This is a genomic window from Gemmobacter megaterium (assembly GCF_900156815.1).
GTDB lineage: Bacteria > Pseudomonadota > Alphaproteobacteria > Rhodobacterales > Rhodobacteraceae > Wagnerdoeblera > Wagnerdoeblera megaterium.
Genome location: NZ_FTOT01000015.1, coordinates 18,086 through 37,601, shown reverse-complemented (window position 1 = coordinate 37,601; position 19,516 = coordinate 18,086). Strand labels below are relative to the sequence as shown.

General features: G+C 63.2%; 22 protein-coding genes. 3 read left to right on the top strand and 19 right to left on the bottom strand.

Features of this window, described 5'->3' with window-relative positions; translation table 11 throughout:
* Positions 1-79: 79 nt before the first annotated feature.
* The 4 genes from BW970_RS18810 to BW970_RS18795 form a co-directional block, all read right to left on the bottom strand.
* Positions 80-469, bottom strand: a complete 390-nt coding sequence (locus BW970_RS18810; RefSeq protein WP_076534283.1) for a DUF3768 domain-containing protein — start codon at positions 467-469, stop codon at positions 80-82.
* Positions 470-556: 87 nt separating this feature from the next.
* Positions 557-766: a DUF6330 family protein gene (locus BW970_RS18805; protein ID WP_076534281.1), complete on the bottom strand. Its 210-nt coding sequence runs from the start codon at positions 764-766 to the stop codon at positions 557-559.
* 23 nt (positions 767-789) lie between these two features.
* Positions 790-1,728 carry an ArdC family protein gene (locus BW970_RS18800; RefSeq protein ID WP_076534279.1) on the bottom strand — a complete coding sequence of 313 codons (939 nt, stop codon included), beginning with the start codon at positions 1,726-1,728 and terminating at the stop codon, positions 790-792.
* Between the two features lie 41 nt (positions 1,729-1,769).
* Complete coding sequence (locus BW970_RS18795; protein WP_034452064.1) at positions 1,770-2,255, bottom strand: hypothetical protein; 486 nt, start codon at positions 2,253-2,255, stop codon at positions 1,770-1,772.
* 337 nt (positions 2,256-2,592) lie between these two features.
* On the opposite strand from BW970_RS18795, the gene BW970_RS18790 reads away from it, so the two are divergent.
* Positions 2,593-2,886 carry a hypothetical protein gene (locus BW970_RS18790; RefSeq protein WP_009503883.1) on the top strand — a complete coding sequence of 98 codons (294 nt, stop codon included), beginning with the start codon at positions 2,593-2,595 and terminating at the stop codon, positions 2,884-2,886.
* Between the two features lie 28 nt (positions 2,887-2,914).
* Here BW970_RS18790 and BW970_RS18785 read toward each other — a convergent pair whose 3' ends face one another.
* From BW970_RS18785 to BW970_RS18745, 9 genes are all read right to left on the bottom strand, one after another.
* Complete coding sequence (locus BW970_RS18785) at positions 2,915-3,205, bottom strand: hypothetical protein (protein ID WP_009503882.1); 291 nt, start codon at positions 3,203-3,205, stop codon at positions 2,915-2,917.
* 5 nt (positions 3,206-3,210) lie between these two features.
* Positions 3,211-3,912: a VIT1/CCC1 transporter family protein gene (locus BW970_RS18780; protein ID WP_009503881.1), complete on the bottom strand. Its 702-nt coding sequence runs from the start codon at positions 3,910-3,912 to the stop codon at positions 3,211-3,213.
* Positions 3,909-5,816 (bottom strand): heavy metal translocating P-type ATPase, encoded by a 1,908-nt coding sequence (locus BW970_RS18775; protein WP_009503880.1) that lies wholly within the window; start codon positions 5,814-5,816, stop codon positions 3,909-3,911. The genes BW970_RS18780 and BW970_RS18775 overlap by 4 nt, the downstream gene beginning before the upstream one ends.
* Before the next feature lie 5 nt (positions 5,817-5,821).
* Complete coding sequence (locus BW970_RS18770) at positions 5,822-6,802, bottom strand: FAD:protein FMN transferase (RefSeq protein ID WP_009503879.1); 981 nt, start codon at positions 6,800-6,802, stop codon at positions 5,822-5,824.
* Entirely contained in the window at positions 6,783-8,990 is a 2,208-nt protein-coding gene (locus BW970_RS18765; protein ID WP_009503878.1) for a PepSY domain-containing protein, read from the bottom strand. Before BW970_RS18765 ends, BW970_RS18770 begins: the two co-directional genes overlap by 20 nt.
* A gap of 11 nt (positions 8,991-9,001) precedes the next feature.
* Positions 9,002-9,472, bottom strand: a complete 471-nt coding sequence (locus tag BW970_RS18760) for a DUF2271 domain-containing protein (RefSeq protein WP_009503877.1) — start codon at positions 9,470-9,472, stop codon at positions 9,002-9,004.
* A gap of 35 nt (positions 9,473-9,507) precedes the next feature.
* Positions 9,508-9,888 (bottom strand): PepSY domain-containing protein, encoded by a 381-nt coding sequence (locus tag BW970_RS18755; RefSeq protein WP_009503876.1) that lies wholly within the window; start codon positions 9,886-9,888, stop codon positions 9,508-9,510.
* Positions 9,889-10,070: 182 nt separating this feature from the next.
* Positions 10,071-11,420, bottom strand: coding sequence for a ferredoxin reductase family protein (locus BW970_RS18750; protein ID WP_234978507.1), 1,350 nt, complete (start codon positions 11,418-11,420; stop codon positions 10,071-10,073).
* The gene (locus tag BW970_RS18745) at positions 11,413-11,730 is read right to left on the bottom strand and encodes a PepSY domain-containing protein (RefSeq protein ID WP_009503874.1); all 318 of its coding nucleotides are present in this window, start codon (positions 11,728-11,730) and stop codon (positions 11,413-11,415) included. The genes BW970_RS18750 and BW970_RS18745 overlap by 8 nt, the downstream gene beginning before the upstream one ends.
* A gap of 145 nt (positions 11,731-11,875) precedes the next feature.
* Between BW970_RS18745 and BW970_RS18740 the strand changes: the two genes are divergently transcribed.
* Together BW970_RS18740 and BW970_RS18735 are read left to right on the top strand one after the other, a co-directional pair.
* Positions 11,876-12,535, top strand: coding sequence for a response regulator transcription factor (locus BW970_RS18740; protein WP_009503873.1), 660 nt, complete (start codon positions 11,876-11,878; stop codon positions 12,533-12,535).
* Positions 12,532-13,899: a sensor histidine kinase gene (locus BW970_RS18735; RefSeq protein ID WP_009503872.1), complete on the top strand. Its 1,368-nt coding sequence runs from the start codon at positions 12,532-12,534 to the stop codon at positions 13,897-13,899. Before BW970_RS18740 ends, BW970_RS18735 begins: the two co-directional genes overlap by 4 nt.
* Before the next feature lie 156 nt (positions 13,900-14,055).
* On the opposite strand, the gene BW970_RS21180 is transcribed toward BW970_RS18735, so the two are convergent.
* The 6 genes from BW970_RS21180 to repA all read right to left on the bottom strand — a co-directional run bounded on the left by BW970_RS21180 (position 14,056) and on the right by repA (position 19,408).
* On the bottom strand, positions 14,056-14,196 hold the full coding sequence (locus BW970_RS21180) for a hypothetical protein (protein ID WP_009503871.1): 141 nt from the start codon (positions 14,194-14,196) through the stop codon (positions 14,056-14,058).
* Complete coding sequence (locus tag BW970_RS18730; protein ID WP_234978506.1) at positions 14,180-15,439, bottom strand: hypothetical protein; 1,260 nt, start codon at positions 15,437-15,439, stop codon at positions 14,180-14,182. The genes BW970_RS21180 and BW970_RS18730 overlap by 17 nt, the downstream gene beginning before the upstream one ends.
* Before the next feature lie 11 nt (positions 15,440-15,450).
* Positions 15,451-15,705: a hypothetical protein gene (locus BW970_RS21175; RefSeq protein ID WP_233128168.1), complete on the bottom strand. Its 255-nt coding sequence runs from the start codon at positions 15,703-15,705 to the stop codon at positions 15,451-15,453.
* 168 nt (positions 15,706-15,873) lie between these two features.
* Positions 15,874-17,085, bottom strand: a complete 1,212-nt coding sequence (gene repC, locus BW970_RS18725) for a plasmid replication protein RepC (RefSeq protein WP_009503869.1) — start codon at positions 17,083-17,085, stop codon at positions 15,874-15,876.
* Between the two features lie 213 nt (positions 17,086-17,298).
* Entirely contained in the window at positions 17,299-18,231 is a 933-nt protein-coding gene (gene repB / locus BW970_RS18720) for a plasmid partitioning protein RepB (protein ID WP_009503868.1), read from the bottom strand.
* Entirely contained in the window at positions 18,215-19,408 is a 1,194-nt protein-coding gene (repA, locus tag BW970_RS18715; protein ID WP_009503867.1) for a plasmid partitioning protein RepA, read from the bottom strand. Before repA ends, repB begins: the two co-directional genes overlap by 17 nt.
* Between the last annotated feature and the right edge of the window lie 108 nt (positions 19,409-19,516).

Genomic DNA, 19,516 nt, shown 5'->3' with positions numbered 1-19,516 from the left:
ACGACAAAAGGCCCACTTTCCCTTTGAGGGGTCAGCGGGCCTTCATCGTCTCAGATGTCAGGGGGAGGAGTCCCCTGCCCTACCAGTCGCGCGCCAGCATGATGGTCAGCACGCGCATGGTGGTGGCAGGATTGTCCGGGGTCTCAGCCCCGTAGCGGAAGTCCGAATCCGCCTCATAGAGATCGATTTTCCAGAACACGGTCTCGCCCCGGATCTCGACTGCCCCGAAGTCGTGCCATCCCTCGGGATCATTCTCAGGCTCAAATGTGGCAAACTCACCGGTCGCCTTCACCGCCTCGGCCATGAAGCCATCGGCGGCCTCCATAAGCGCGCGGGTGACATGCATCCGGCCCTGGATGGGCTGCGCGGGCGGCACTCCGAGGCATGCGAGCTTGCGAAACGCGTCGTTCTGCGCCGCGATCACGGTCGGATTCGGACGGTCTGGCAGGGGTTGAACGGTCATGGACATGGGGATCTCCTTTGAGAAGTTGAAACACCCTTCTCAAAGCCCGCTTTTTCTTTTCTGCTTGGCGGCAGGACCGAAGGAGAAGGTGCCCTACCCGAACATTCCCTTGGGTCTGTAATTCGGGTTCGGGATGGTCTCGACCCAGCCGCCTTGGTCCGTGATGGCCTCGAGCGCTGCCGAAAGCGGATACGCGCCCTCGGACGAGCTCCACCAATAGGCGCCGCGTTTGAAGGTGATGATCTTGCGGCGGCCATCTTTGAAGCAGGCCACCCGCAGCGTCTTGGGTTCCTTGCATGACATGGAAGTCTCCGTTCTCCGTGTGGTCAGGCCGCTTTGGCGCTGCGCCCTGCCCTGCCCGCCTCCGATCTGGCGATCAAGTAGTCGCAAGCGCGCTGTGCATCTGCGGCGTGCTTGAAGATCGCACCCTTGTCCGACCGAAGAACGCGCAACCAATTGTGGAGGTAGGCGGCATTCATCTCGAGCGTATGCGCCGTGAAGCCGAGCGTCTGACCCAGGAACACCGAGGTCAATTCTGCGACGATCTCCTCGCGCGCATAGGACGTGTTGCCAAACTTCGAGAACCCGAAATCGCGGTTCAGCCGATGGGGGGCTTTTGTGGCATGGGCCAGCTCATGGGCCCAGACCCCGTAGAAATTGCGCGGGTCCTGAAACCGCGTGATGGATGGCATGTAGACCTTGTCCACGGGGGGCAAATAGTACGCCTCCGTGCCCGTGAAGACGGTTGTGATGTCGATGGCATCGAAAAACGCTTGCATGTGCGGGATGGGCTCGGACTGCGGATGCTCGGGCACGGGCTCCGGGTCAGGGTAGAAGCTGTCGGGCAAGCCCTCGATCTGGCAGGCATTGAACACACGGTAGGATTTCTGGAAGCGGAAGATACGGGCTTCCTCGGAGTGATCATCCCCGTCGCTGTGAACATGCTCATCGCCGGCGTCTCTCCGGCTTTGACCGTAGTAAACGACGACAGAGGACTTCTCGCCCTTGCGGACCTTTGCGTCCAACGCATTGGCCTGCGGCAGCGTCATCCAGAAGGGAGAGCTGTGGCCCGCCATCACGGTCCGCATCGTCAGCAGGAAGTTGTTCACTCCCTGGTAGGGTTCTCCGCCCACGCGCAGGGGACGAGAGCTGCCACCTGCGGTCCAGGGCTTGCGCCACGGCAGGACGCCGCGCTCGATGATGCGGATGATTTCGTTTGTGATGACCTCTGAGGCATCGAATTTGGGCGTACGGGATCGGGCCATGGTTGGCCTCCTTTTCGAGTTTTGGTGAGAGGGAGTGGTGACTAGGTTGACCGACAGGGGCGCGGATCGTTGGCGATCCTGGCACCGAGGGCTTCGACCATGTGGATGTAGGTGGTCAGCGACACGGACTTGCCGGGACCCGAAGAGTCAGGGTCGACCGATCCGTTCCGCGCAACCCGCGGCAGGTTCGCGAAGGCGATGACATCGGTGACGGGTCGGATATCGATGAACGGCGTGCCACGTGCGACCGCAAAAGCGGCCAAGGGAAAGCGCTCGATCGGTGCGAAACTCGACACGGTGGTCAAGCCGAGGTGGATGAATGTCCCGCCCTCTCCGCAGATCACATGGGCATTCGGCAGCTTCGCCGCCTGCCTGAGATAGCCGAGATCACGCAGGACGGTCTGGCGTTCGAGCCGCTGTGCCAGCAACGTCTGGCCAGTTCGGCGCAGATCTCTATGCCGCCACCAGGAGGCGGCGGTCGCGCGCAACACGCGCAAGACACCTGTTTGCATGGGAATGCCCTTCATCAGGAACGGCAGACCGGAACCCGGCCCGGACCCATCTGAGGGACCCCGAAGGCCCTCATCCATCAGTCACAAAACCCGAAGGACACTTTCACTCTTTAGGGATCTGATGCCGGAGATTGTTAAATGCGAAGCTCATGAGAACGCAGAATCCTGCACTTTCCGGCATCAGACCCCAATGAGGAACAGGATCAGGCCCGGGCACCCTCTTTCGGGCATCCTCAGGCCTGACCTCCCCCGGCCCTCCTCTTCCTCTCAAACCCCATGATTTCCGCAGGTGGCTTGATTTTGTTCCTGTTATGTTCTATTTTAAGGACCACGCTAAGAAGGGAGATCCCCGATGGAAAGCACCACTTACGCCCTGCCCGCGACGCCCAAGCAGATCGCCTATGCGCGCGCGCTGGCCTTGCGCACCCAGACGCTTTTGCCGTGGGAGGTTCAGCAAGATCGGCGGTCCCTGAGCGCCTGGATCGACGCACAAGCCAAGTTGAACCCGGGCGCGCAGGACAGCCGCCCGACATCGAAGCAGGTCGCCTTCGCCGAGCGTCTCGCCCGGATCAAACGCCGCGCCGTCCCGGATGAGTGTTTCCGCGACAAGGGGCTGATGTCAAAATGGATCGATGGGAACAAATGAAGCTGGGTAGCCCCTGCGGTGATTGAGACTACTTAAGCCGATCAACAATCGATGCCCCGCCCGACCTGGCAAGCGCGATCAGGCTGGACTGGATTTTGGATGTGAAGACGGAACTGAACGTGCCGATGGGCGTGCGGTCCTCCCAGACATAGGACCGCTCCAGAATATCGGTGTTGATCTCGTCCAGCATGACCCATTTGCGGACATGGGTTTCTGACCCCACGCGCTGCGACTCGATCTGTGGCACCTCGATGATCAGCACGATGTTGACGAGCGTTGCCGCAACAAGCAGCCGGAGCGGGGTTCGGGTACACCCCATTGACTCTAGCCTACGGCGACCCCGAACAGCGCACCGACCCCGGCTGTCGCCGCCATTGCAAGCGCTCCCCATAGCGTGACCCGCGTGGCCCCACGGACGACGCCTGCGCCGCCGGCCGAAGCGCCCAATCCGCCAAGAACCGCAAGGCCAAGGATCGTCGATCCCGCCACCAGGGGAGCGATCTGCGCCTCCGAGACCAGCAGCACGACGATCAGGGGCAGCACCGCCCCAACGGCGAAGGTCAGTGCGGACACCAGAGCCGCCTGGATAGGGCGGGCGGTAAAGGTTTCCGAAATGCCGAGCTCGTCGCGCGCATGCGATCCGAGCGCGTCGCGTTCAGTCAGTTGCACGGCAACCTTTTTCGCCAGGTCGCGGTCCAGCCCCCTTTCAACATAAATCAGGGTTAGTTCCTCGAGCTCGGCCTCGGGCGTTTCCTCGAGTTCACGGCTCTCTCGGGCGAGGTCCGCCTGTTCGGCGTCAGTTTGCGAGCTGACCGAGACATACTCCCCCGCCGCCATCGACATCGCACCAGCCATAAGCCCGGCCAGCCCGGCGATCATGACCTCGGGCTTGCCGGAGCCTGCGGCCGCGACGCCGACGACGAGGCTCGCGGTCGAGACAAGACCATCGTTGGCTCCGAGAACGGCGGCCCGCAACCAGCCGATGCGATGCACCATATGGATTTCAGAATGTGATAGACGGCTCATGGCGTGGCTCCTTGAACGATGTCACCTTGCTCTGACGTGATGGCCTGTGGTTTGCCCGTAGCTGGCTCCTGCGGCGCGATGCGCAGCGCGCGCAGGGCGTTCAGGATCACGGCAACGTCGATCACTTCTTGCAGGAGCGCGCCCTGGACCGGCGTGAGGTAGCCGAAAGCGGCCGCGATCATGCCCATGACAGACAGGCCGATCCCGGCGACAACGCTTTCGACCGCTATCCGCCGCGAGGCCCGCGCGATCTCGATGCCGGGCCCCAGCCGGTCGATCCGGTCGACGAGCAGCACCACGTCGGCGGCCTCGGCCGAGGCCGCGGCGCCCCGTGCCCCCATTGCCACGCCTACATCGGCTGCGGCCAGGGCGGGCGCGTCGTTGACACCATCACCCACCATCATCACCGGCCCGTGTTTATGCTCGGAAAGCACCAGTAACACCTTTTGATCCGGCGTCAGACCGGCCCGCAGCCCGTCGAGGCCCAGCCCCTCGGTCACGCGCTCGGCCACGTCCGCGCGGTCGCCAGTAGCCAGAAGGATGCGCGCGATCCCTTGACGGCGCAGACCGTCCAGCATGGCACCCGCTCCCTCGCGCAGCGGGTCGGACATGACGAGGTGCCCGGCCATGTGACCGTCAACTGCCACTGCGACAAGGACCGATCCGGCGCCCTTGGCGGGGTGATCGCCCACCATCCGCCCGACACGGGACGCCACGAAGCCGTCGCCGCCGACGATCACCTCGCGGTCCTCCACACGACCCAAGACCCCTTCGCCCGGGATCTCAGCCACTTCTGTCGGAACGGGCAGTGTGAAGGCCCGCGCCTTTGCGGCAGCGACGATGGCCTGCGCCACAGGGTGTTTCGATGCCTGATCGAGCGCGGCGGCAAGGCGGAGGATGTCGTCCTCGGTCATGCCATCGTGGCTGTCGATCGAGATGATCTGCGGACGGCCATCTGTCAGCGTCCCCGTCTTGTCGAGGATCAGCGTACGGATGCGCGCCATTGTCTCGAGCGGCCCTGCGCCCTTGATCAAAACGCCAAAATGCGCCGCACGCGAGAGACCCGCGACCAGTGCGACCGGCACGGCAAGGATCAGCGGACAGGGCGTGGCGACCACCAGCACGGCGACCGCGCGGATCGGATCGCCTGTGAACCACCAGGCCGCGAAGGCGATACTGACGGTGACGACCAGAAAGCCCAGCGACCAGCGGTCGGCCAGCCGGGACATCGGCGCTTTGGACGCCTGCGCTTCCTCCACTAGACGAACGATCCCGGCATAGGTGCTGTCCTTGGCCTCGCGCGTCGCCGTCAGGTCGAAGGCCTCGCCCGCGTTGGTCGATCCGCTCATGGCGTCGGCCCCGCGCGCCAGCCGGACTGGCAGGGACTCACCCGTCAGCGCCGCGGTGTCGAGGAAGGCGGTGTCGGACGCCACCGTGCCGTCCACGGGAACGACATCACCCTGCCGGATCAGCAGGCGATCGCCCGGTGCGATCTCCTCGAGAGGCACATCCTCAAGACCGCCGTTCCGGTGCCGCGTCGCGGTCCGGGGTACGCGGGATAAAAGATCCTTCATCGAACGACGTGCACGGCCCTCAGCGAAGGCTTCGAGGAAAGTGCCTCCAGAATACATGACTGCGACGACAGCCGCAGCCAAGGTCTCGCCGAAGACAAGCGCCGCCGACATCGACAGCGCGGCAACGATATCGAGGCCCACCTCGCCGCGCCCAATGCTCCGGACGATTTCGACCACAAGCGCTGCCAGCGCGGGAACAACTCCTGCAATCCAGATCAGGGTCGCGATCTCTGGTTGGCCCGCAAGGTAGAATGCGAGTCCCACGATCAGCCCGGTTGCGGCCATCAGCAGGAGTGCGGTCTTGAAGCGATCGGTACGGGTCTGTTCCATGCGGCTCATCTTCCCCCGGCTGAGGCGATTGCCGCTGGTTCTTCGGAAAAAAGACGCCCGACTCCCACGCCCATTGCATTGCCTTCATCATCGCACAGAAGAAACAGGGCGTCGAGTCCACGTTGTCTTGCGAGGTCCGCACCCCTCTCCGCACCGAGCACCATCAGCGCCGTCGCCCAAGCATCGGCCTCGGCACAGGTGCGGGCCACGACGGTGACGGAGGCGGGCGGCGCGATCAGCGGCGCGCCACGTCTCGGATCCATGGTATGCGACAGGCGGCACCCCTGAACCTCCACCCAATGGCGGTAGTCACCGGATGTCGCGACGGCGGCGTCCTGCAGCGCCAGAACCGATTGCGGCGTCCGGCGATCAGGGTCCGGCGCTTCTACCGCGATGATCCATGCCTCGCCATCGGGGCGCAGGCCCATGGCACGCATCTCACCGTCGATGCCGACAAGGGCGTCGGCAATCCCATGATCGCGCAAGGTCTCGGCGAGCTGGTCGACGCCATAGCCCTTGGCGATGCCGTTCAGATCCAGCGCAATGGGCGCGGTCTTGCGCAACTGCATCCCCTCGATCTCCAGCACCTCCTGCGCCGGGCGGCGGGGGGCGTCCATCGCGGCGCGGATACCCTCGGGCGCGGCGGCCCCGGGCCCGAAGCCCCAGGCCGTCACCGCATCGCCCATTCCGATATCGAAGGCCCCGCCCGAGGCGCGCCCGATCTCGAGCCCGAGGCGCAGGACCGCCCGCAGTTGCTCCGGCACCACCACCCAATCGCCCACCGGCGCCGCGTTGATCCGCATGAGCGCGCTCTCCGCGTTCCACGTCGACATCTGCGTGTCCACCTCGTCGACAACCGCCTGAAGGGCGGCACGGATTGCATCCGTGTCGCGGCCCCGATCCGCGAAGAACAGGGCCGACCAGCGCGTGCCCATGGTGGGGCCGTTCAGGACGATGCGCGCGCGCTCAGTAGACATCTTCGACATACCGCCCCTCCGCCTTCAGAACTGCGGGCGTCAACCCGAATGGTGAGAGAATTTCGGCCAGCGCATCGGTCACACCCATGGCCATGTCGCGCCCGCCGCAGACCATCACGCGGGCCCCGTTGCGAAGCAAACGCGCAACTTCGGTGGCCTCTCCACGCAGCGCGTCCTGCACGTAATGCGGAAGCGTCCCGCGCGAGACGGCCGTGACAAGCCGGGTCAACCGCCCCTCTGCCTGCCAGCCGGCCATCTCCTCGCCATAGAAGAAATCGCTGTCCGCATGCCGCATGCCGAAGAACAGGTGCACGGGCCTGTGCCGCGCATTGCCGCGGATGAAGCCCGCCAGCGGCCCGATGCCGGTGCCCGCCCCGATCAGGATCAGCGGGGTGCGACCGCGACCGGCGTGAAAGCCGGGATTGCGCCGCAGAAAGGCCCGGACCGTATCGCCCGGTTCCAGCGCGGTCAGCTGGCCCGAGGCCAGACCGCCCGGATGCTTGCGCACCACGATCTCGACGAACCCGTCGCGCCGGCCCGAGGCCAGCGAATAGAGGCGCGGCACCGGGCTGCCCTGCGGCAGGACGCCGATCAGGTCGCCCGCCTGGAACCGTGCGAAGCCCGTGCCCGTCAGCCGCTGCCACGGCGTTGCGCGCGGCAGGGCGAAGCGCAGGATCGCGGCCCCCGCCTGCATCTCGGCCCCGTAGTTGCGCCGCGAGACGAGGGTCAATGTTTCGGTGCGCGGCGAGACGGGCTGGTGAAAAAGCTCGAGAGAGATGCTAAGCGCCTCGCCAAGAGCGCGGCCCCAGCGCGCGAAATCCTGTGGCGATTGGCGGTCGATCGTGTCCAGCGGCATGAGTTCGGCCCAGCCCTTCGCCTGCGCCGCTGCCGCAACGGCGTTGGCGAAGGCGCAATAGGCCGGAAAGCTGCGGTCGCCGAAGCCGAGCACGGCCATCTGGATATCAGGCACAGGGGCCGACGCGTTCAGCCGGTCGAGAAAGCCCTTCGCCGAGGACGGAGCGGCACCATCGCCATAGGTCGCGGCGAGCAGGATGATGCGCTCGGCACGGGCGTAGCGCTCTGGCGCGAAGCCCGACATCGGGCCAACATGGACGCCCTGCCCCGCTGCCGTCAGCGCGGCATGCAGGGTCGCGGCGAAGCCCCAGGTGCTGCCACCCTCGCTGCCGACAAGAATGATCGTCTCGGCACGGCCCGCGGGCTGGTTGCCCCGGATGCGCGGCCGCCCGCGCCGCCCGGCAAGCCAGATCAAGACGCCGGTCACGCCCATCGCCGGCACTCCGAGCGCCATCATCCCGAGCACAAGGCCGAGCGTCGCGGCCCCCTGCCCCGTGTGCAGCATGTAAATGGTTTCCGAGACGCGCTCCCACCCGGTCAGGTCGGCCCATGCCACGAGCGCGCCGGTTCCCTGGTCAAGATAGCCGGTGCCCCGGTCGGTCTTCAGTGTGAACACGTCCGTCGCGTCGCCGGGATAGGGAAAGCTCAGTTCGCGCAGCTCGGCGACGGGGGCCTGCAGCAGCGTGGCCATCTGATCGAGAGCGAACCCAATTTCTCCGCTCACTTCGGTGGGATCAGCCGGCAGGACGCTACCGTCCGGCAGAAGATCGAAGGTGGAGGCTGTCATCCAGAGGGCGGTGGTGGAGGACAGAACGAGGCCGATGACGGCGATCCGGGCGATCTCGACATGCAGCCTGCCCGCGAACGGACCGCGCAAGGACGCGAACCAGTGCCGCCATCCGCCCGCCCGTCGCGCGACCAGCATAGCACCCGAGAGCGAGAGGACCAGCATCGCCGCGGCCCCGGCGGCCATGGCGATACGCCCGCCATCTCCGAGGAAGAGCGAGCGATGAAAGTTGGTGAGCCAGCGAAGGGCCTGGTTCGGGTCGGCCGAGGCCACGCCCGCGCCCGTCGCCGGGTCGATCACGGCAGCACCCGGCGCGCCCTGATCGAACCAATAGGCGGTGATCCGACCGGAGGGCGACCGCCGGATCTGCTCGACGCCCGGATAGACGACCTGGATGCGGTCCGCGAGGGTGGCGACTGTCAGGCCAGTCTCCACCTGCGGCGCGGTGATGCGCTCGACTGCCGGAAAGACCGAGAGCGCAGCGCCGCTCAGGCTCAGGATCGTGACGAGCGCGAGTGCCAGAAGACCCGGCCAGCGATGGAGTATACGGATCATGGCCCTGCCCCTCACATGTCGTAGGAGAAGTTGGCGATGTAGCGCCGCCCGGTCACCGGAGTGCCCGCGCCCGCCGTCGTCAGCGGCACGGCCACCTCGTTCGGGCTGTCGCGCATATCCTCGACCGCCGCGTCGATGTGCAGCGTGTAGCCCGCATCGAACAGCGCATCGGCCAGATCAAGCGTGATTTCGAGACTGCGGCCCGCGCCGACGCTGGCGCCGGTGATGCCGTTTACCTCCGCGGTATCGCCGCCCGTGGCACGGTACCAGTCGCTAAGATGCTCGTAGTACTTGGACTTGTCGCCGGCCATCCAGAGACTGCCGACATAGGCGCCCGAGGCGTCGGTTACGTAAAGCGCGAGGTAAGCGCCGTCGCCGCCATAGTTGTTAAGGGTGGTTGTGAGCGTCACGGGCCGTGCCATAGCGAGGCCGGGAAGCGTGAGTGCGGTGGTAAGCGCGAGCGTTGCGAGAAGTGATTTCATGGGAATGATCCTTGTTCAGGGTGCTTCGGAGCTGTTCAGTTCACCTGAACCTGCGGAGGGGCGCCGTTTCCGAAGAGGCCGTTCTGCGGAGGAGCGACCGTTCCAGCGGGCGCGGGATTGCGGGCGCCACCGCGGTCGTCGTCATCATCCTCGTAGTCCATCTCGACGATCTGCAGCGTCGCCGGATCGAGCTTCACCTCGATCTCGCGACCATCCTGGTCTCGGCCTTCGATTTCGTAGCAGCCGTCGTCGATCTCGAAGTCGCGCACCGTCCAACCGTTCTGTTCGGCCATCTGCATGGCGGCCTCGCGCGGCTGCCACTGGTCACGGGGCGCATTGCAATCATCGTCGTCGGCCAGCGCAGCGCCGGCGGGCAAAAGTGCGATCAGGGCAAGGGCGGTCAGGGTCTTTTTCATGGCAAGGAGTCCTTTCGTTTGATGAGACCAATCTGGCACCCCGACCTGAGGGCATCCTGACGCCCCAGCGATTCCTGCTTCAGCTTGCCGTCAGGAAAATGGCCCCGCCGATGAGGGCGGGGCCAAAAAAAGATGCGAGCGCAGGCTACAGGGCTGGCATGGCTATGCGCCCTGCCCCGCGTTCAGGTGAATTCGAACTGCTCGAAGCGGACACGGCGAGGCGTTTGGCCTTGTGCTTTCAAGCCCTTGAGAATCCCGTCCTTCAGACCGGTTGGGCCGCAGAACCACAAATCGGCTTGCCGGATCGCGAAAGGGACCGCGCCAATCAGGCGCTCGGCCGTGAGCCTGCCATCGCGCGTCGTAACGACCACCTCGAAACTGAACCTCGGGTTGCGGGCAGCCGCAGCGCGCAGCGTCTCTACCCCAATCGCCTCCTCTTGTGTCCGAACGCAGTGGATGAGGTGAATGTCGCGGCTATCCGCTTCGCTCAGGCTTTCGGCCCAGGCGAGGAACGGCGTGATACCGATGCCGCCCGCCAGCCATATCTGGCGCGCACCGCCCTTGCGGAAATTGAACCGTCCATATGGCCCTTCGACCTGCACGCGCGTTCCGGTCCGCAAGATGGCGAGCAGGCTTCGTGTCCAGCCACCCAAGCCCCGGATGGAGAACGTCAGGGTGCCGTCAGGGCGCGGGGCGCTGGCGATCGTGAAGGGGTGCGGCTCGGACAGTCCTGCCTCTGGCGCGCGGAAGAAGGCGAATTGCCCCGGCCGCCACCGCATTGCCCGCCCCTCGGGGCGGAGGGTTAGCGTGGTGGTGTCCTTGGTCTGGCTGATCTCTGTGACGGTGAATTCTCTACGCCGCAGGTACGGGGCGACCAGCTCGGTGAATATCCACGCGATCACTCCCGCGATGCCAAATGTGTTTAGAAGCACCGAGAGCGATGGATCTACCTCTGTCGGCAGGTCGACGAAGAACTGGTGAAAGACCACGATTGCAAAAAGGGCCCCCATGAAACGATGGCTGAACCGCCAGATCTGATAGGGGATTTCCAGTGGGGTGAAGGGCAATCTCCGGAACCAGCTGACAGCAACCAGGGCGAGAAGCGCGTTGAAGGCAAGTTCGCCCGCCTCTTCACCAAGTTCACCAAGAGAGGTTTCACGCACCAAACGCTCGAAATCCGGCTCGATCTGCTGGTGCAGGATCATCAGGAGCATTGCGGAAATACCAAGCCACTTGTGGAAACGGTACATGCGATCGAGACCGCCGAACAATGGTTCCACCAGCGGCGGCCGTGCGGCGAGGATCAGGGTCTGTGCCATCGCGACAACTGCCGCGGCCCCGACGGCAATGCCAAGTGCTGCATCCGCGCCATAGGGCGCATAGGTGTTGAACCCGATCAGTGCCGCCAGCAGGCATGGCAACGCAACCAGCACCGGGCCCGTCAGAGCTAGAGGAGAGTTTAGGGAAAGCCGGGAGAGTGGCGGCAGGCCCGGCACCGGGACATTACCGTCGCGACGCGCTGCATCAGTCATCGTCGCGTCTCTCGTGATCCCGCTCGCGGCGATCATCCTCGTCGTCCTCGTATTCGAACTCGATTATCTCCAGCGTGGCCGGGTGGACAGTCACCTCGATCGCACGCCCCTCGGCATCCCTCCCATCGATCTCGTAGCAGCCGTCATCGATCTTGATCCGGCGCACCGTCCAACCATTTTCCTCAGCCAGCATGGCAACAGCATCGCGCGGCTGCCAGTCGGCCATCGGCACGAAGCAATCGTCGTCAGCCAGCGCCGCGCCGACCGGAAAGACCGCGAGAAAGCCGATAATTGTCAATGTCTTCTTCATGGGGCACACTCCTAGTGGCTCGCCTCTTGATGCCATTCATGCGCCGCGAAGCTGACGGCAGCCTGAAGGGGCTCGACCCACAAGCTTCAGCTTCGTGTCAGCCAGACGGATCATGGAGGGACATCAGGAAAGGACGGGTACGACCATGCGCATATTGCTGATCGAGGACGACACGACTCTTGGCGCTGCCGTGCGCGACCAGATCGCAGCTGATGGCCAGTCAGTAGACTGGGTCACGCGGCTAGACGCGGCGGCAGACGCGATGAGCGCAACCTCCTACGACCTGCTCCTGCTCGACCTCATGCTGCCAGACGGACGTGGTATCGGGTTCCTCAAGGGCCTCAGGACGCGTGGAGACGTGACGCCGGTCATCATCCTGACGGCGCTCGACCAGGTGTCCGATAGGATCGAAGGCCTCAATGCGGGCGCTGACGACTATCTTGTGAAGCCCTTCGACCTGTCGGAACTGTCGGCACGGATCGGATCGGTCGCGCGGCGCTACAGCGGCAACCCCAACCCGATCCTGACCCACGGACCGCTCGACATCGACCTTGCCGCGCGCAGCGTCCATCGGGATGGCAGACATGTGCCGCTGACGGCGCGGGAATGGGCGCTCTTCGAGGCCTTCCTGGCGCGTCCCGGGCAGCTCCTGTCCAAGGCGCAGTTGGAGGAGAAGCTCTACGCTTTCGACGCCGAAGTCGAGAGCAACACCATCGAGGTGCACGTGAGCCGCCTGCGCAAGAAACTGGGGAGCGCCATCATCGAGACCGAGCGCGGCATGGGTTACCGGCTGGGCAAGCCATGATGTGGCCATCCAGCCTTCAGGTACGGCTCGGCTTGTCACTCGGCCTTGTGCTGACGATCCTCTGGCTCGCCGCCGCCACGGTTACCGCGGTGATCGTTCGGGGCGAGATGGATGAGGTCTTCGACAGCGCCCTACGCGAAACCGCCGAGCGCATCCTGCCGCTGGCCGTGACCGACATCGTCGGGCGAGAAGATCAGGGTGTGACGCAGCGCCTCGCGCCGATCCGGGAGCATGACGAGTTCTTCACCTACATCGTACGCGATGCCGAGGGACGCATTTTGCTGCAATCCCATGCGGCGGACCCTGCCGTGTTTCCTCCATACGATGGTCCGGGATTTGGGCAGAACGCCACACATCGCCTCTACAGCGACGCGGCGCTCCAGGGGACGATCAGCATCACCGTGGCCGAACCGTTGGCGCATCGCGCTTCGGTTGCTCGGGAAATCCAGATGAGCCTTGGCCTGCCGCTGCTGGTTGTGCTGCCGTTGGCGCTCGCGTCGATTATTCTCGCTGTGCGCTTTAGCCTCGCCCCTCTCCATCGGTTCCGTACGCGGCTTGAAGCGCGCGGCGTGCGCGACCTGTCAGAAGTACCCGCGGCCGACCTGCCGACGGAAATCGGCCCGCTGGCTGCAACCTTGAACAGCCTTTTGGCTCGGTTGCGCGACGCGTTCGAGGCTGAGCGAAGTTTTGCAGCCAATGCGGCTCATGAACTAAGGACACCATTGGCGGGCGCTATCGCCCAGGCGCAGCGACTGCGGTCAGAGACCAAAGATCCGACCATCGACGCGCGCGCCGCCGAGATCGAGGCGACGCTCAAGCGTCTCGCTCGGCTGTCCGAACGTCTCCTGCAGCTTGCGCGGGCGGAAGGCGGTAGACTTCGGATGGACCAGAGCGCTGATGTCAGAACCATCACTCGGGTCGTGGTGGAAGATATTGCGCGCAGCACAGAGAACGGGCGCCTTATGTTGAACTTGCCGGACACGCCTGTCTTGTCTGATATCGACCCCGACGCATTGGGAATTCTGTGCCGGAATCTGGTGGAAAACGCCCTACGCCACGGGGCGCAGAATGCCCCAGTCGAGGTTACACTCACGAGCGACGGGCAGTTGATCGTGGCGAACGAGGGCCCCGCGGTAGCAACCCAAACACTCGAACGCCTGACAGGGCGCTTCGAGAGGGCAGATGCAAAAACTGATGGTAGCGGGCTTGGCCTCGCTATCGTCTCAGCCATCGCAGAACGGATCGAAACCTCTCTCTTGCTCCAGTCACCACGTCCCGGTGAAACTTCTGGATTTCAGGCATCCGTCAGATTGCCAACGGATGCTCCAAATGCCCATGTGAAAGATCGGGAGCATTGGCCTTGAAGTCTCACGTCGCAGCGCCCCGAGGGGTGCGGTGTCGATGATGGTTGTTGTAGACATGATTCTTCATTCTGAATGCGAGTAATCGCACTCATCCCATTGATATTATTACACTATAGGGTGATTGGGGGCGGAATCTCCGCCCCCCGCTGGATCACGTTATTCCGAGGCCAGCATCGACGCGCCTTCAGCAGGCAGGTCATCCGTCAGAAATGCAGGAAGGTCAGCTTCACTGACGCTGTCAGCCGCTTCGGCATCCGCCCCCTGCCCTTCGGCATGGTCCTCATCGTCCAGCGCCACGAGATCGTTCCGGCGCATGACGCTCGTCGACCAGCTTTGCCACCACGCTGTCCTTCAGATCGCTCGCCTGCGCCGGCATGTAGATGTGACGCACTGAGGCTTCGAGACAGCTTCCCGAAGCAGAGGAAGTGCGGAAGGTGTCCGTCACAATCTTCAGCAGCAGCAGAATCAACGCCACGTCGGGCGAGCGCCCGATCGCTTCACGCAGCGCCAGCGTCCGGTGTGCCGTCAACTCGATTACGAGCCGCTCGGGCAGTGGCTTCAGCGCTCCGTCATCCTCATCCTCCGGGAAGTCAGCTCCGATAGGCTGGCCACCCGACATAATGATGGTTCCGCCAGGAGCGGCACTGCCATGGCCATCGGTGAGATCACGATCAGCACCCTGCCCCGCCACCGCAGGATCAGTATCATCCTGGACCGCTGCCTCCTCAACAGGCTCATCCTCTGACCGCACATAGCCGCGATAGACGGCCAGCGCGCCGTAGCGGTCGAGCGTGACGAACGCCCCTGCCCGCCCGATCTCCTCCGCGTCGAAGATCAACGGCCGGGTCTCGATCCTTTCCATCTCCGCTTCCAATACGCCAAGCCGCGTGTCGACCTTGTCGGGGATCTCATCCTGACCCGCGTATTCCTCTTCCAGCGCCCGATACTCGGCGAGCAGCTTGGCATGGGCCGCACCTTCCTCATCCGTCATCGGTGCCGGATCGCCGGATAGGGACCGCAGCCTGTAGCTGTAGCCGTAGGGCAGGTCAAGCGCGACTTCGATCCACTTCCAGCCCTCAACCGCAACCGTCTCAGCCTCGGCCTGGAGTTTTTCCGTCACCAGCCGATCGAGCAGGGCAGGGTCCTCGAGCCAGCCATCGTCATCGCCCTGAAAGAGGTCATGCAGCATCGTGCCGCCCGCCTCTTCGTAGGCCTCAACACCCACAAAGACCGCGCGCCGGTCGGACGCTCGGACCGAGGTCTCGGTCAGCATGCGCCGGATCTGGAATGGCTCCTTGTTCCAGGATGAATGGATCACATCCCAGACCTGAACCTGACGCGCGTGATCGGGGTTCACGGTGAAGGCGGCAGCAATCTCTGCATCGCTCTGGCCCTTATCCCGCAGCGCCACAAACGCGCGGAACTGGTCGAGCGGGTGCAGGGCGACGCGATGCATGTTTTCTGCAAGGGAATCATCCTCGGCCAGGATGTCGGACGCAGCATCGCGCACGATGCAGGGAATGGGCGTGGTCTTTGCCAAACACTTATGCTTCACCAGCAGGGACAATGCTTGGAACCGACGGCCACCGGCCGGGATCTCGACTTGCCGGTCTCGGTGCCATCGTCAGCCAACACGGGCCGCACGCTCAGGCTCTGCAAGAGGCCGCGGCGGGCGCTGTCTTCGGCCAGTTCCTTGACGGACACGCCAGCCTTGATGCGCCGCACGTTGGACTGACTCAACACCAGTTTGTCAAAAGGGATATCCCGGGACGGGGACAGGGTGATTTTCTGGACAGCTTTCGTCATCAGATCTTCTCCACGACGGGCGCCGGAAGCCACTCTCCCGATCTCATTTCCCGTCACCCTCAAACCAACACTCCTTTGCCTCTCGATGATCGTATGGTTGCCAAGAGGCGACTTAACAGCTGTTAAGTCATGCCAACTGAGCACCGCGGCGTTGAAACTTAACAGCTGTTAAGCCGCACTTCGCCGACCGATCAAAGCCATGACCATCGGACCGCAAGAGAATTCGCCCGCCGCGGCCTTGGACGTCAGCGCCCGCAAGTATCCACCCGGTGATCTGATGTCAGAGAAACGTTCCAGCATGGCCACGACGACGATCGAGGCTTGCTCTGGTCCCATGCAGCGTTGCGCTTCTTCCCACGCAGAAACACTGATCCCCATGGCCGGCCTTACATGACAAGCCGCGTCGAAAAGTTGGTGCCAGTGTCGAATGTCGCCCTGATAGAAAGTCTTGAGCGAGGGACAGCCGGCGATTACCAGGTGGAGAGGGATTTTCGGCACCCGCCTCGTGTCAGGCTCTTCAAGGTCAGCCACGGGCTCACCCGTATCATCATCAGGCGCGCGTCCCGCCGCCCCGCCTTTTTCTAAGGCAGGTTCAAGATCTATAGATTCTTTATTTGAATTATGATGGTGACGCTCACATTGGGCATCATTGGTGTTCATTTCTTCTGTTTCAGGACCGTCAATCACATTACGCGCCTGGTCAAGAAGGGTCTCCAGTTCAGTCCGAAATGCCGACAGATCCTCAAGCGAGAGTTTGCGGCGAAGAGCGCGGGCGGTGAGGGCTGCCTTGTCGCGGAGCTGGTCCCACAGGCCAAGCCCGGGCTGGATCTCCTCGCCGAACTCCGCCAGAGCGGCCAAGTCGCGACGCATAAGGCTCACTACCTCCCTCAGTCGCCGCACACGGTCCTCGGCCTCACGCACAGCCTCTGCAGCCCGTGCAATATCCTCGGCCCGGCAATAGAGCGGGGAGAGATCAAAGCCGAAGGCCACCCGATCTTCGCCACGCTTGCGCACATACCGCTTCCCATTGGGGCTATCGCGCCGCATGAGCAAGCGTGCCTCTACCAACCGGGCGAGGTGACGGCGCATCGTCGAGCAAGGCATGCCGTTCAGCCGCTCGCAGATCGCCTTGTTGGATGGGAAGACGACCATTTCGGTGTTCCCGCCAAGCGCATCGTCCGGAAAGAAGCTGAGAAGCCCCTGAAGAACGGTCAGATCGCGCTCGGAAACCCCAAAGGCCGCCTGTGCCTTGGACAGCTCGCGGAGGAGCTCCCACTTGTTGACGGGCCTGCCGGGAACAGACGCCTCAGGACGCTCGACCACGCGCAGATGGGCGTGCGATATCGGCCGCATAAACGGCGAAATCGGTGTGTAATCCATGATGTCATTCACGAAGGCAAAATTTCCCTGGCCCGCGAATCGCTTTGCGCTTGCGGGAAAGGGGCCAGATCGCTACATTCAGAGGTGCGAAAACTGAAGTTTTGTAGCGGGCTGGTCCCGTGCGAAACCTAAGAAAGGTCTCGTGAAGCTTGCTTCTCGGGGCCTTTTTCTTTTCTGCCTGTCTCGTGCCTCCTTTTTGATTGTTGCTCTTCCTCAGTCTTCCGAACGCTTCCAGCGCTCGTGAAGCTCGGCGATCAGCTGCGGGGCGTTGCCCTCAAGCCAGCTGACAAAATCGCTCTCCTCGGCCTTCAACTCGAGCTTGAGTTGCTTTCCACGACGTCCGGTCGTGACAGTGGCGGCACCGACCCCCGGAATCACCGTGCCGGGCCGCCCGCGAGGGCGAGACGAGGATGTGGTCTGTTCGGGCTTCCCTGCAGCAGAGAGGACGGCCAAAAATGCATGATCGGATTTCTCGTCAATACCGCCTTGGTAGGATGTTTTGGCCTCACCCGCCAAAGCTGCAAGCAGTTCGCGATCGGCATCCGTAGCCCCCAGCAACTTCTTGAGCTCTTCCCACCTGGGCCGACCAATGCCCGGAGCGGCACCGATGGCGAGGACCAGGTCCTCCCCAACGGTGCGGACCACGCTTAACAGCTGCGACACTCCTGCCTCGGTCAGATTGAGAACCTCGGCGACACCCTTGTTAGTGCGTTCGGATGCGCTCAGATGGTCACCGTCGAGCAAGGCTGCGGCAACAAGCGCTCGTTCGATGAAGCTTAGATCCCGCCGCTCTTGGTTCTCTAACAGCTGATCACGAAGTGCCTGATCGCCCTCCATCTCTGTGACAATGGCGCGGACCTTGATCCCAAGTTCTCTGCAAGCTTCCAGTCGACGACGGCCATAGATCAGGCTGTAGCGATCACCATCAAGCGGCCGGACGAGGATTGGTACTCGCTGTCCGTTCTTGGAAATTGACGCCTTGAGGCCCGCAGTCTCAATCTGCAGCCTGTCATCGAGCCGACCTGTGATTTCGATTTGGTCAGGCTCGATTTCGAAAACGCCGCCGCGCAGCCTGCGCCCTTCAAGAGCGTCGGGCGCGTTGCGCAGGGTCTGCAGTGGCAGTCCCAGTTTAGGCTTTCTTGCCATTGCGTCCCCACGTGTTCTGGATGATCGCCGCGATCTCGTCGTTGACGGCGTTCATGGATTCGATTGCACGATCGAAAGTCTGACGCGTGAAGTCCTTCTTGTCGGCCTCGTAGAGCGTCTGCTTCGTCAGCCCTGCATCAGAGATCGCAGTAGACTCAACCATGTGGTTGGTCAGGACTGACCTGCCGAACAGACCCCGGATGAAAGCAATGACCTCGGTCTGCGGGGCATCACCCACCTTGTAGCGGGTCGGCAGAAAGCGCAGCCAGTCGAAGCGAAGGTTTGCGCCAGCATCCCGGATGACGCCAAGCAGATCAGCGGTCATTCGCAGAAACTGCGACATGGACATCAGATCGAGCATTTGGGGGTGAACGGTAACAAGCACCCCTGAAGATGCTGAAAGGGCGGACATGGTTAAAAAACCAAGCTGCGGCGGACAGTCGATGACGACGACGTCATAGTCCGCTTCGACACTGTCGAGCGCGTCGCGCACACGGGCAAAGAATGCGCGGGCGCCGCCACGCTGAATGGCTGCCGGTGTCTCATGTTCGAATTCCATGAGCTCGAGGTTCCCGGGAATCAGGTCAAGACCACGGATGTAGGTCTTGCGGATCACGTCCGAGATCGGGACCGGTTCATCGTAGCGAACCGCATCATACAGCGTGCCACCCTCCATCAGGTCCAGCTCAGGCTGGATGCCATGCAGCGCGGAAAGGGATGCCTGGGGGTCCAGATCGATCGCAAGGACACGATATCCCTTGAGAGCCAAGCGCTGTGCAAGGTGAGCGGATGTTGTCGTTTTCCCGGACCCGCCTTTGAAGTTCACAACAGAAACAATCTGAAGCTCGTCACCGGCACGACGCCCCGGAACGTAGGTTCCAGGCTTCTTCGCGTTTGCCTCAAGAGCGTGGCGAATCTCCCAGATATCATCGAGGGTATATCGCCGGTGGCTGCCCGCAGTGGTTTCGACGTCAGCGATCTTTCCTTCTCGATGAAGCTTGCGAAGGTAGGTATGATCGACGCCAAGCAACTCGGCCGCCTCGCCGCTGGTCAGGCTGCGCATGACTTTTTTGGCGTCGGGAGGGAAGTGGGCAGCACGTTGCGCATGAAGATTGGACGCAAGAAGCTCTGCGTAGTGCCCGATGGCAATGTCCAGGTCCTGCTCAGCTTCGCTCATCTCTGCCTCGATTCGTGGGCGCGTTTTTTATGTGATCGCGCGTTATTTATCGAGACTATTGCCCGAGCTATCAGATTCGTGCAAGCTCTTTCTAGATTTGGTGTCAGT